General features: G+C 74.7%; 10 protein-coding genes. 5 read left to right on the top strand and 5 right to left on the bottom strand.

The window, feature by feature from the left end; genetic code table 11:
* Both AB0D45_RS23775 and AB0D45_RS23770 read right to left on the bottom strand, forming a co-directional pair.
* On the bottom strand, positions 1-2,298 hold a 2,298-nt coding region (locus tag AB0D45_RS23775; RefSeq protein WP_362462309.1), incomplete at its 3' end, for an ATP-binding protein.
* 66 nt (positions 2,299-2,364) lie between these two features.
* Complete coding sequence (locus tag AB0D45_RS23770) at positions 2,365-3,219, bottom strand: MHYT domain-containing protein (protein ID WP_362462306.1); 855 nt, start codon at positions 3,217-3,219, stop codon at positions 2,365-2,367.
* A gap of 169 nt (positions 3,220-3,388) precedes the next feature.
* On the opposite strand from AB0D45_RS23770, the gene AB0D45_RS23765 reads away from it, so the two are divergent.
* Positions 3,389-3,997, top strand: a complete 609-nt coding sequence (locus AB0D45_RS23765; RefSeq protein WP_362462312.1) for a methyltransferase domain-containing protein — start codon at positions 3,389-3,391, stop codon at positions 3,995-3,997.
* Between the two features lie 64 nt (positions 3,998-4,061).
* On the opposite strand, the gene AB0D45_RS23760 is transcribed toward AB0D45_RS23765, so the two are convergent.
* Positions 4,062-4,976: an oxygenase MpaB family protein gene (locus AB0D45_RS23760; RefSeq protein ID WP_362462303.1), complete on the bottom strand. Its 915-nt coding sequence runs from the start codon at positions 4,974-4,976 to the stop codon at positions 4,062-4,064.
* Between the two features lie 134 nt (positions 4,977-5,110).
* Here AB0D45_RS23760 and AB0D45_RS23755 point away from each other — a divergent pair, with 134 nt between their 5' ends.
* Positions 5,111-5,899, top strand: a complete 789-nt coding sequence (locus AB0D45_RS23755; protein ID WP_362462300.1) for a hypothetical protein — start codon at positions 5,111-5,113, stop codon at positions 5,897-5,899.
* A 44-nt stretch (positions 5,900-5,943) separates the two neighbouring features.
* A complete protein-coding gene (locus AB0D45_RS23750; RefSeq protein WP_362462297.1) occupies positions 5,944-6,405 on the top strand; it encodes an SAM-dependent methyltransferase in 462 nt (153 codons plus the stop codon).
* Between the two features lie 33 nt (positions 6,406-6,438).
* Here the strand turns inward: AB0D45_RS23750 and AB0D45_RS23745 are convergent, their stop codons facing one another.
* Positions 6,439-7,089: an MOSC domain-containing protein gene (locus AB0D45_RS23745; RefSeq protein WP_362462294.1), complete on the bottom strand. Its 651-nt coding sequence runs from the start codon at positions 7,087-7,089 to the stop codon at positions 6,439-6,441.
* 196 nt (positions 7,090-7,285) lie between these two features.
* On the opposite strand from AB0D45_RS23745, the gene AB0D45_RS23740 reads away from it, so the two are divergent.
* Positions 7,286-8,572, top strand: coding sequence for a GAF domain-containing protein (locus tag AB0D45_RS23740; RefSeq protein ID WP_362462291.1), 1,287 nt, complete (start codon positions 7,286-7,288; stop codon positions 8,570-8,572).
* Positions 8,573-8,627: 55 nt separating this feature from the next.
* The gene (locus AB0D45_RS23735) at positions 8,628-10,151 is read left to right on the top strand and encodes an aldehyde dehydrogenase family protein (protein ID WP_361606196.1); all 1,524 of its coding nucleotides are present in this window, start codon (positions 8,628-8,630) and stop codon (positions 10,149-10,151) included.
* 57 nt (positions 10,152-10,208) lie between these two features.
* Here AB0D45_RS23735 and AB0D45_RS23730 read toward each other — a convergent pair whose 3' ends face one another.
* Positions 10,209-11,708, bottom strand: a complete 1,500-nt coding sequence (locus tag AB0D45_RS23730) for a DHA2 family efflux MFS transporter permease subunit (RefSeq protein WP_362462288.1) — start codon at positions 11,706-11,708, stop codon at positions 10,209-10,211.
* Positions 11,709-12,180 lie beyond the last annotated feature (472 nt).

Here is a 12,180-nt window from a genome sequence, read left to right as displayed (position 1 = left end):
CGCGGCGGCGGGCGCCTGCGGCCCGGGACCGGCCTGCGGTCCGGGAGGCACCTGCGGCCCGGGGGCGGCGTGCGGCCCGGGAGGCGCCTGCGGCCCGGGGGCGGCGTGCGGCTCGGGGCCGCGGGTGGGTGCGGCAACCGCGGCCGGCTCGGGCTCGGGGGTCGGCGGGGCCTCGATCGCCCCCTGGAGGAGGGAGTTGGGCAGCAGCACCACGGCGGTGGTTCCCCCGTACGACGAGGGCCGCAGGTGCACCTGGATCCCGTGGCGGGCGGAGAGCCGGCTGACCACGAACAGGCCGAGGCGGTCGCTGTCGAAGAGGTCGAGGTCCTCGCAGTGCTCGATGCGGCGGTTGGCTTCCGCGAGCGCCTCACGGCCCATGCCGAGCCCGCGGTCCTCGACCTCCAGGACGTAGCCGGCGCCGACGGGTTCGCCGCTGACCCGGACCTTGGTGTGCGGCGGGGAGAACTGGGCGGCGTTCTCGAGCAGTTCGGCGAGCAGGTGCGTGAGGTCCGCGACCGATCCGCCGGCCACGGCGGCCTCGGCGAGCCGGCTGACCTCCACGCGCGGGTAGTCCTCGATCTCGGAGACGGCGGCGCGCACGACGTTCGTCAGCGGGACCGGCGTCCGCCAGGCCCGGCCCGGGGCGGCACCCGAGAGGATGATCAGGCTCTCCGCGTGGCGGCGCATCCGCGTCGTGAGGTGGTCGAGCCGGAAGAGGTCGCCGAGTTCGCCCGGGTCGTCGGCGCGGCGCTCCATCGAGTCGAGGAGGCTGAGCTGCTTGTGCACCAGGACCTGGCTGCGGCGGGCGAGGTTGACGAAGACCCCGCTCACCCCGTCGGCGAGTTCGGCGCGCTCGACGGCGGCGCCGAGGGCGGCCCGGTGGACGGTGGACAGGGCCTCGCCGACCTGGGCGATCTCGTCCTGCGCGGGCGGCCCGGGCGGCGCCTCGGCGTCGATGTCGATGTCCTCGGGGCGCCCGGCCCGCAGCCGTTCCATGGCCTGCGGCAGCTTGTGCCGGGCGATCTCCAGCGCGGTGTCGCGCAGCGACACCAGCTCCACCACCAGGGCGCGGCCGATGCGTACGGAGATCACCAGCGAGGCGGCCACCGCCGCCAGCCCGAGCAGGACGGCGGCGCCGGCCGGGCTGAGCGCGCCTTCGGCGAGCGGACCGGACCGCCCGGCGGCACGGGCGTGCGCGGCCTGCCGGATCTCGCGCATCGAGCCGCTCACGCCGGCGTAGGCGGCGTCCCACCCGGCGGGCGTGCCGTGGGCCTCGCGCGGGGACGACGCAGCCGCCGAGGCGGCCGCGGAAGCCGCGGCGGAGGTCGCGGCGGCGGGGACCGGCGCGGCCGGGGCGGCGGCCAGCGCCTTGTCCTCGGCGGCGGTGAGGTCGGCGTAGGAGGCGCTCTTCGACACGGACTCCCACGCGGCCCGCTGGTCCGCCGGCAGGTCCCGGGCGGTGGCGGCGGTGAGGGTCCGGCGGCTCTCCACGGCGCCGGTCAGGCGGCGCAGCGCCTCGGCGGTGCGCGGGCCGGGCAGGGCGAGCAGCGCGTCCTCGCGGGACAGCAGCTCAGCGGCCCGGGTGAACTCCAGCAGGACCCGGGCTTCTGGGCCGAGTTCGGCGTCGGAGCCGCCGGAGAGGGCACCCTCGGCGGCGAGGGCGGCGTCGGCCGCGCGGGTGTACGTCTCGTAGGCCCCGTCCGGGGTGGCGCGGCGGGCGGCGATGTCCTTGCGGGCGGAGCCGAGCGCCTGCGCGTCGGCGACGAAGGCGCCGAGCCGCACGGCCGTGTCGGGGCGGTACTCGCCGGAGTCGGCGACGGTGTGCCGGTCGCCGAGGCGCAGCCGGCGTACGGCCTCGTCGGTGCGCCGGGACTGCTGCTCGAAGGCGGCCGCCTCTCCGGACGCGGCGTCGGCCAGGAAGCGGACGGCGGCCCGGCGCTCGGCCTGGATCTCCGTGAGGGCGGCGGCGAGGGGGGTGCGTATCTCCGCGTCGGCCTGGCGGATGCGGCCGAGCCGGGCCATCTCCTGGGCGGTGCTGACGGTGGCGAAGCCCCAGAGGGCGAGCAGGGAGACGACCGGGACCATCAGCAGCGAGACGATCTTCGCGCGGACGGTGGCGGGCCGCAGCCGGGCCCACGGTCCGGTCGGGCCGCCGGCGCCCCCGGCGGGGACGGGCCGGGGGGACGCGGGTTCCCGGGGTTCCGCCGCGGGGGGACCGGCGTGCGCGCGGCGGCCGCGCGACGGCGGCGCGGGGAGCCGCGGCGCCGCTGCTGCCGGTCTGGTGCGGGGTGTGCGCATGGGCTCCTCGTTCCGGGGCGGTGCGGGTCCTCAGGTGCGGGTCTTCAGGGGGGGTGGGAGGGCAGGTCAGCGGGAGGAGAGGGGGCCGCCGCCCGGACTCCGGGTGGCGGCGGGCGCGTACCCGGCGCCCGCCGCGGACGGAGCCGGGGCCGATGGGGATCCCGGAGCCGATGCGGATCCCGGAGCCGGAGCCGCCCCCTCGTCCGCCCCCGGGGAGAGCGCCACGAAGGCCGCGGTGATGAAGAGGTAGGAGCCGAGCCCGACCGCGAGCGGGAAGATGAACTGCATCGCGGTGGCTCCGGGCAGCGCGGCGCCCGAGGGGGCGACGCGGACGGCGACGGCCGCCATCCCGGTGTAGTGCATGCTGCTGACGGCCGCGCCCATGACGAGGGAGGCCCCGGCGACGGCCACCGGCGACTTGATGTTCAGGGCGGCCCAGAGCGCGGCGGTGGCGGCGACGACGGCGATGGCGACCGAGAGCGCCACGGTGAGCGGGTCGTAGTCGATCCGTCCGTGCAGGCGCAGGGCGGCCATGCCGAGGTAGTGCATGCTCGCGACCCCGAGTCCGGTGGTCAGGCCGCCGAGGACGAGGGAGCGGCCCCGGTCCCTGCCGTAGCCGACGGCGAAGACCCCGGCGCCGACGACGGCCACGGCGACGAGCAGGCTGAGGAGGGTCATCGGCACGTCGTAGTGGATCTCGGTGCCGGTGACGTGGAAGCCGAGCATGGCGACGAAGTGCATCGTCCAGATGCCGGTGCCGATGGCCGAGGCCGCGGTGAGGAGCCAGTTGCGGCGGGAGGCGCCGATCGCGGCGAGCGCGCGGACGGTGCAGCGCAGGCCGAGGGCGGCGCCGATCGATGCCATCACATATGACAGTGCGGGTGTCAGCCAGCCATAGGCGGCGTGGTCCAGGTGTCCCATGGCCACGGGACGCTAGTCCGGGTGAGGGCGCGAACAAGGGGCGCATTTCGAAAGACGCTGTAACTGCTGGAATATGACAGAGCTACGTTCGTCTCCGATCACGCCGCGTGCCACCTTGCGCACGGCCCGCGGGAACCGCGGGGTGCGGGATCATGGGCGCATGAGCCGTATGAGCCGTATGAACGAAGACCACACGCGCGTGCAGGAGTTCTTCGGGGCGCGCGCGGCCGCCTGGGACGGCAAGTTCCCCGAGGACGCGCCCGCCTTCGCGACCGCCGTGGCGGAGTTCGGCGTGGGCCCCGGCGACCGGGTGCTCGACGCGGGCTGCGGGACCGGCCGGGCGCTGGTCCCCCTCCGCGCGGCCGTCGGGCCGTCCGGAACCGTGCTCGGCGTCGACCTCACCGAGGAGATGCTGGCCGCGGCGCGCGGGGCCGGGCGTGACCGCGAGGGGACGCTGCTGCGCGCCGACGTGGCCCGCCTGCCGCTGCGCGACGGGGCCCTGGACGCGGTGTTCGCCGCCGGGCTGATCGCCCACCTGCCCGATCCGGCCGCCAACCTGCGCGAGCTCGCCCGCGTCGTCCGCCCGGGCGGCCGGCTCGCGCTCTTTCACCCGATCGGGCGTGCCGCGCTGGCCGCGCGCCACGGTCGCGAGCTGACCCCGGACGACCTGCGGGCGGAGCACAACCTCGGCCCGCTCCTGTCCGGGTCCGGCTGGCGGATGACCTCATACGCGGACGAGGACACCCGCTTCCTGGTCCTGGCCCTGCGCGACGCCTGAGACACCCGGCGCGGGGGCCTTTTCGTACGTCGCCCCGCGCGCCCGCGCCCGCCCGTACCGGGGGCTACGCGGGGGGCTGGGCCTCGGCTTCGGCCGGGCGGCGCGGGTGCGGCACGGGGCAGCCGCCCGCGCCGGGCACGGGGAAGGTGCCGAGTTCGCCGACGTCGTAGCCGTGGGGGTAGCCCTTGATCTCCGGGTTCTGGCGGGCGTAGTGCGGTGCGCGGCGCGGGGGCAGCAGCCGTACCGCGCGTCCGCGCAGCCGCAGGGCGCCGCGCACCAGGCGCCGGACGCCGGGGCGGGGGGACTCGTACCGGAACGCGCTGAGCAGCGGCTCGTCCAGCAGGGCGAGGCCGGCGCGGCGCACGGCGGGGGCGAGCGGCGCGGGGTACCAGGAGGCCATCAGGTCCAGGGTGGAGTCGGCGACCGCGCGGCCCCCCTCGTCCCATCCGAAGTGGGCCTGCTCGTAGGCGTCGAGGGTGGCCTCGAACTCCTCGTAGGAGTCCGGAATGTCGGTGATGCCCAGGTGTCGGCCGAGGGTGGCGTAGTACTGGGCGCAGGCGCGGCGTTCGTGGTGGGTCAGCCGGCGCCAGCCGTAGGCGTCGACCCAGCGCGCGGGAATCACCACGAACGTGCACAGGACGTAGCGCATGTCGTCGTTGGAGATGTCGTAGCTGCGGTGCATCTGGTTGACGCGGCGGATCGCGGTGCGGGCCGTGTCGCTCCCGAAGCCGTGTTCCACGACGGCGTCGAGGAGGAGGGCGGTGTCGTCGTAGCGCTTCTGGGCGCGGTCGGTGAACTCGGCGGTCTCGGCCAGCAGGGCGCCGATGGAGGGCACGGCGTATGTCCTGAAGAGGGCGAGTTCCAGGGCGCGGGTGAAGTCCCAGGGGAACTCGTAGGTGGCGGTGAGCCGGTAGATGGCGAGGAAGTCCTTCTCGGGGTCGAGCCGGAGGATCTCCCTCAGCCGGTCGTAACGCTGCACCGGTCTCCCTTTCTGTGGCGGGTCCCCAACTCTACGTGCAGGTAGCGGGCTTGGAAATCGGTCCCCGTCGGGTCTCGACGTGCGAGTTACCCGCTGGTTAAGGTGCGCCGACGAGAACGCGATCGGGAGGCCACGTGTCCGACGAGGAGGACGGGGGCTCGCTGTACGTGCTGACGGCCGTGCTGCTGACCCCCACGCAGTTCCCGGCGGTGTTCGGCGACGACTTCCCGCAGGCCTGCGCGCTGCTGGGGGTACCGCCGGCCGCCGACGGGTACGGGCTGGTGCTGGGCCAGGACGAGGAGGGCGCGCGCTGGACGGTCGTCGTGGACGACGTCTCGCTCGTGGCCGGCGCCATCGCGGCCTGGGACTGCGGCATGGAGTACGACCTGTCTCCCGACGAGCGCACGGTCGTGGCGTCGCTGGCAGGCTGGCCGCTGGAGCTGACGGTGTCGGCGTCGGGCATCGCGGAGCCGCACGATCCGGAGCAGGGGGCGGACGGCACCGGGCGGGTGCCGCTGGCGCCGCCCTCGGCCGAGGGGTGGGGGCCGGTGCAGCGCCGCCTGGGCGCGGACCAGATCGCCCGGGAGTGGGCGGACTGGAGCGGGCGCGTCGCGGAGGACGGCGGGGCGGCGGCCGCCGCGCACCCGGGGCTGGCGCGGGCGCTGCGGGAGGCCGCCGACTACGCGCGGCAGGCGCCGCCGCCGGGCCGGGTCCGGTCGGCCTTCGCGGGTGAGGGCGTACGGACGCTGCGGGCCGACGGGCCCGGGTGGTCGCTGGTCGCCCGTACCGGCGGCCCGGCCTTCGTCCTGCTGGACGAGGAACCGGGCGAGGTCCTGGCGGTCCCCCGCGAGCCGGGCGCCGGCCTGCCCGGGCTGGCCGGCCTGCTGACCGCACTGGACGGCGTGGCCGCGCGGCCGGCCTGAGCCGGGCCAAGGCCGGGACACGCGAGAGGGAGACGGGGGAACGGATGAGGGTGGAATCGGAGCCTGTCGGTGTGGTCGTCGGGGGCCGGGCGGAGGTCGTGGACGACGACTGGGGACGGGAGCGGGCGGTGATCCGGCTGGACGCCGACCGGTTCGGCCCCGAGGCTCTGTACGGGCTCGAGGACTTCTCCCACGTCGAGGTCGTCTACCACTTCGACCGGGTGCCGGTGGAGAAGATCGAGACGGGCGCGCGGCACCCGCGGGGGAACCAGGACTGGCCCCTGGTCGGGATCTTCGCCCAGCGCGGCAAGAACCGGCCCAACCGGATCGGCCTCTCCCGGTGCAGGGTGCTGAAGGTGGACGGCCTGGAGGTGCACGTCGAGGGGCTGGACGCGGTGGACGGCACGCCCGTGCTCGACCTCAAGCCGTACATGGCGGAGTTCGGCCCCCGCGGCGAGACCCGCCAGCCGCCCTGGGCGACGGCCCTCATGCGGGACTACTACTAGAGGGTGTCCGCGAAGTCCCGCCTGCCCCGCCCGTCAGACGCGCTCCAGCGGGACGTGCGGCAGCGGCGGGAGGGTGGCCTCGACGGGGTCGCCGGGGCGGACCGTGCCGCCCTGGCGGACCACGCCCATGATCCCTGCCTTGCGGACCAGGCGGCCCTCCTCGTCACGGCCGACGACCTGCTTGAGCAGTCCGTCCTGGAAGGCGTTGATCTGCGGACACGGATTGCGCAGGCCCGTCACCTCCACCACCGCCTCCTGGCCTATGCGCAGCAGCGTGCCCGTCGGCAGGGCATGCAGGTCTATGCCCTCGGTGGTCACGTTCTCCCCGAGCTGGCCCGGGGAGACGCTGAAGCCGGCTCCGGCCACCTCCTCGAACAGTTCCCGGTGGATCAGGTGCACCTGGCGCAGGTTGGGCCGGGTCGGGTCCTGCGCCACCCGCGAGCGGTGCTTGACGGTGACCCCCGCGTGCACGTCGCCCTCGACGCCGAGGCCGGCGAGGAGCGTGATGCTCTCCCGGTTGGGCTTGGTGAACGAGTACTCGGCATTGCTGCTGACCGCCGCGACGCGTGCGACCCGCGTGCCGTCCCCCTCGCGACGGCCGGCGGCGGTCTCGGCGGTGTCCCCGGCGGTGGTCCCGGCCGTGGCCGCGACGGTGGTCTCGATGGTCTTCTCGGCGGTGCTCATCGGAACGTCCTCATCCCCCTGCGGCCCTGGTCGGCCGATTGCTGCTGCCACCTCGGTCAACGCGCGGACGCGGCGGCGCGTTCCCGGCCGGTTTCGGCACCGACTGGCCGACGTGGCGCTTGCCGGGGTCCGGGAGCCGCATGACGATGGGGGCCGCTCCGCGTACCGCGGCTCCACGGTCCCTCGGGAGGGTGACATGGGCGATCCGTCGTTGGCGCTGCCGGGCGGGGCCGATCCCGTCGAGCGCACGCGCGTCCTGCGACGGGCGCACGAGGCTTTCACCCGGGACGGGCGGGTCGAGCCGCCGGTCCGGGCGGTGATCGCGAAGTCCTGGCGGCGGTGCGCGCGGGCGCGGGTCAGCCCGGAGTGCGCGCCGCGCCTGGACCGGGCGGAGGCGGAGCTGCTGGGCTACCGCGAACAGCATCCGCTGGCCCGGGTGATGCCGCTGTTCCGGGATCTGGTGGGGGCTTTCGCGGCGCACGGCGCCCATCTGCTCGCGGTGTGCGACGCGCGGGGCGAGCTGCTCTGGGTCGAGGGGGAGGCGGCCACCCTGCGCCGGGCGGAGCGGCTCGGCTTCGTACCGGGCGCGCGCTGGGCGGAGACGGCGATGGGGACCAACGCTCCCGGCACGGCGGTCGCCGTCGGGGAGCCCGTACAGGTCTTCGGCGCCGAGCACTTCAGCCGCCGGGTGCACCCCTGGACGTGCGCGGCCGCCCCGGTACGGGACCCCGGCACCGGCCGGGTGCTCGGCGCGGTCGACATCACCGGCGGCGACGGGCTGGCCCACCCCCATTCGCTGGCGTTCGTCCAGGCGGTGGCGCGGGCCGCGGAGGCCCAGCTGGCGCTGCTGGCACCGGAGCCGCCCGCTTCCCGCGACACCCTCGACGCGCTCGGGCGTGACGAGGCGCTGCTGGTGCTCGGCGGCCGCCGGATCCCGCTGGGGCGGCGGCACAGCGAGATCATGGCGCTGCTCGCGCACCACCCCGGGGGTCTGTCGGGGGAGGAGCTGGCCTTCGCCCTGTACGAGGAGGAGTCGGTCGCGGCGGTGACGCTGCGGGCGGAGATGTCCCGGCTGCGCGCCCTGCTCGGCACCGGGAACCTGCTCTCCCGTCCCTACCGCACCGCCGCTCCCCTGGAGGCCGATTTCACCGCCGTGACGCGGCACTTGGCGGCGGGAGCGGTCTCGGCCGCCCTCACCCGCTACCGCGGCCCGCTGCTGCCGGCCTCCTCGGCCCCCGGCGTCGTCCGGCTGCGCCGGCGGATCGAGGAGCAGGCGCGGGCGGCGGTGATCGCCCGGGCGGACGCGGGGCTGCTGACCGACTGGGTGTGCAGCCCGTGGGGCGCCGAGGACCCGGCGGTGTGGCGGGCGCTGGCCGCGGCCCTGCCGCCGCAGAGCCGGCCGGCCGCCCTGGCCCGCGTACGCGCCCTCGACGAGGAGTTCGGCGTCCGGCGCGCAACGTCCCCGCAACCTGCCCGCTCCTAGCCTCCGCACCGAGCGCTGTCCGACGGCGGCCGGCGCCCGGCAGGGGAGGACACCCATGGTCCGTTACACCGCACCCGGTACCGAGGGCTCGCTGATGTCGTACGCGTCCCGCTACGGCCACTTCATCGGCGGGGAGTACGTGGAGCCCGCCCGCGGCCGGTACTTCGAGAACCCCTCCCCCGTCACCGGCCGGCCCTTCACCGAGGTCGCGCGCGGGACGGCGGAGGACGTGGAGCGGGCGCTCGACGCCGCGCACGCGGCGGCGCCGGCGTGGGGCCGCACGTCCGTCGCGGAGCGCTCCGCCGTCCTGCTGCGGGTGGCGGACCGGATGGAGCAGAACCTGGAGGCCCTGGCGGTCGCGGAGACCTGGGAGAACGGCAAGCCGGTCCGCGAGACCCTCGCCGCCGACCTGCCCCTGGCCGTCGACCAGTTCCGTTACTTCGCGGGCGCCCTGCGCGCCCAGGAGGGCTCCCTCAGCCAGCTGGACGACGACACGGTCGCCTACCACTTCCACGAGCCGCTGGGCGTGGTGGGCCAGATCATCCCGTGGAACTTCCCGATCCTGATGGCCGTGTGGAAGCTGGCGCCGGCGCTGGCCGCGGGCAACACGGTGGTCCTCAAGCCGGCCGAGCAGACGCCGGCCTCGGTGCACTACTGGCTGAGCCTGGTGGCGGACCTGCTGCCGCCGGGGGTGGTGAACATCGTCAACGGCTTCGGCGAGGAGGCCGGGAAGCCGCTGGCGTCGAGCCCGCGCGTGGCGAAGATCGCCTTCACCGGGGAGACCTCCACGGGGCGCCTGATCATGCAGTACGCGGCGGAGCACCTGAAGCCGGTCACGCTCGAACTCGGCGGCAAGAGCCCGAACCTGTTCTTCGACGACATCTGGGCGCTGGACGACGACCTGCGCGACAAGGCCCTGGAGGGGTTCACGATGTTCGCGCTGAACCAGGGCGAGGTGTGTACGAGCCCGTCACGCGCGCTGATCGAGCGGGGCCGGTACGGCGACTTCCTGGACGCGGCGGTCGCCCGCACCGAACTCATCGTCCCGGGCCACCCGTTGGACACGGAGACGATGATCGGCGCCCAGGCCTCGGAGGAGCAGCTGCGCAAGATCCTCTCGTACGTGGAGATAGGCCGGCGGGAGGGCGCGAAGATCCTCACCGGCGGCGACCGCATCGACCACGGCGGCGACCTGGCGGGCGGTTTCTACGTGGAGCCGACCGTCTTCGAGGGCGACAACCGGATGCGGATCTTCCAGGAGGAGATCTTCGGACCGGTGGTGTCGGTGACCTCCTTCCAGGACTTCGACGACGCCGTCCGCATCGCGAACGACACGTCGTACGGCCTGGGCGCGGGCGTCTGGACCCGCGACATCAACACCGCGTACCGCGCGGGCCGCGCGATCCAGGCGGGCCGCGTCTGGACGAACTGCTACCACGCCTACCCGGCCCACGCCGCCTTCGGCGGCTACAAGCAGTCGGGCATCGGCCGCGAGACCCACAAGATGATGCTGGAGCACTACCAGCAGACGAAGAACATCCTCACCAGCTACTCCCCCAAGAAGCTCGGCCTGTTCTGAGCCGACCCGCCCCGTGCCCCCTTCGTCGCCGGGGGCACGGGGCGGGTCGTCCAGGCGTCAGGTGGGCGTCTGCGCGGTCTTGCTCGTCGTGGTGCCTTCTTCCTCCTGGGTTTCCGGCGCTGCGGGCTGTTGCGGAGCGGGCGGGGTGCGGATCAGCAAGGCGACCAGCACGGCGAGGGCGCCGAGCACGGCGCCGATGCCGAATCCCCACCGGATGCCCGTGGCGAGCGCGCCGGTGGTGTCGGCACCCCCGGCTGCCGCCGTGGCGGCCCGTCCCGACATGACGCTGATCACCAGGGCGGTGCCGGCGGCGGCCGCGACCTGCTGGAGCGAGCCCAGGATGGCGGAGCCGTGGGGGTAGAGGTGCGGCGGCAGTACGGACAGGCCGGAGGTGAAGACGGGGGTGAAGACGAACGCCATGCCCGCGCTCAGGGCCACGTGGAGGGCGAGCACCAGCCACGGCGAGGTCTGTTCGCCCGTGAGGGCGAACAGCGCGAGGCACAGCGCTGTGAGTACGGCCCCTGGCACGACCAGGCGCGGTGCGCCGAGCCGGTCATAGAGCTTGCCGACCTGTGGTCCGAGCAGCCCCATGGTCAAGCCGCCGGGAATGAGGAGCAGCCCGGTCTGCAGCGAGGTCAGGCCGCACACCTCCTGCAGGTAGATCGGCAGCAGGATGAAGGCACCCATGAGGGCCATGAAGGACAGGCACATCAGGCCGAGCGCCACGGAGAAGTGGCGGAACGTCAGGGCGCGCAGGTCCAGCAGCGGTGCGGACGAGCGCTGCAGTGCCAGCTGTCGCCATACGAACAGCCCCACCAGCACGGCGCCGGCCAGGGTCGTGGCCTCCGGGGGCACGGGGGCCTGGTCCGCGTTCCCGGCACCGAGGCCGCTCAGGCCGTAGACCAGGGCGCCGAAGCCCGCTGCCGCCAGGGGGACGGACAGCCAGTCGATCGGGCCGGCCTGCGGCTCGCCGATGTTGACCAGTTTGCGCCGGCCGAACACGGCCATGGCCCCGGCGATGGGGAGCACCGCCAGGAACAGCAGGCGCCATGACCCCAGCTGCAGCAGCACACCGGAGACGGCGGGGCCGAGGGCGGGTGCGACGGAGATGACGAGGGTGATGTTGCCCATGACACGGCCGCGGTCGTGCGGGGGCACGAGGGTCATCAGCGTCGTCATGAGCAGCGGCATCATGACGGCGGTGCCGGAGGCCTGGATGACGCGGGCGGCCAGCAGTACGGGGAAGGCTGGCGCGGCCGCGGCCAGGGCCGTGCCGGCGAGGAACAGTGCCATGGCGAGGCCGAAGGCGGTCCGGGTCGTCACGCGCTGGAGGAACCACCCCGTCACCGGGATGACGACGGCCATGGTGAGCATGAAGGCCGTGGACAGCCACCCTGCGGCGGCCGCGGTGACCTCGAAGTCGCGCATGAGCCGCGGGATGGCGTTGACCATGATCGTCTCGTTGAGGAGGACGACGAACGTGGACAGCACGAGGATCCGCAGCACGGCGGTGACGCGGGCGGGCGAGGGGGTGGGCGTTTCGTGTGGTGCGGGCATGGCGCCTTCCGTCATGTGAGTGTCCTCCGCACGGGGGCAGGTCACACTGACAGACTGCGGCGCCGGGAAGAACTCATCGGTGTCCTCCGATCGTGACGGTGCCGCCGCCCGAGCTCAAACCATTTTGCCGAACCGGAACGGCCACGGCATGACCTCCTCGAGCAGGCGGCTGCCGAAGCCCGGGGCGGGCGGGCTCATCCGTCGTTCAGTCGCACCAGTCGCAGCAGCACTTGCACGGATTGCAGCAGCCACCGCCGCTCGCAGCCGTCACCCGAGCCACCGCCGGAACCACCAGAGCCACCGGACCCGGACCCGCGACCGCCGCCCGAACCGCCGGAGGGGCCGCCTGGGTTGCCGCCGCCCTGCCCGCCGAACCAGCCGTCGCTGCCGGAACCATCGCGGTTCGAGCCGCCGTTGCGGTTGTCGTCGCCGAACTGCCAGGGCTCTGCGTCATCCTGGCCGGCGTCTTCGC

Source organism: Streptomyces sp. NPDC048352 (assembly GCF_040651895.1).
In the GTDB taxonomy this organism is placed as follows: Bacteria; Actinomycetota; Actinomycetes; order Streptomycetales; family Streptomycetaceae; genus Streptomyces.
The sequence above is the reverse complement of the archived record's forward strand: the minus strand, read 5'-3'. Positions and strand labels throughout refer to the sequence as shown.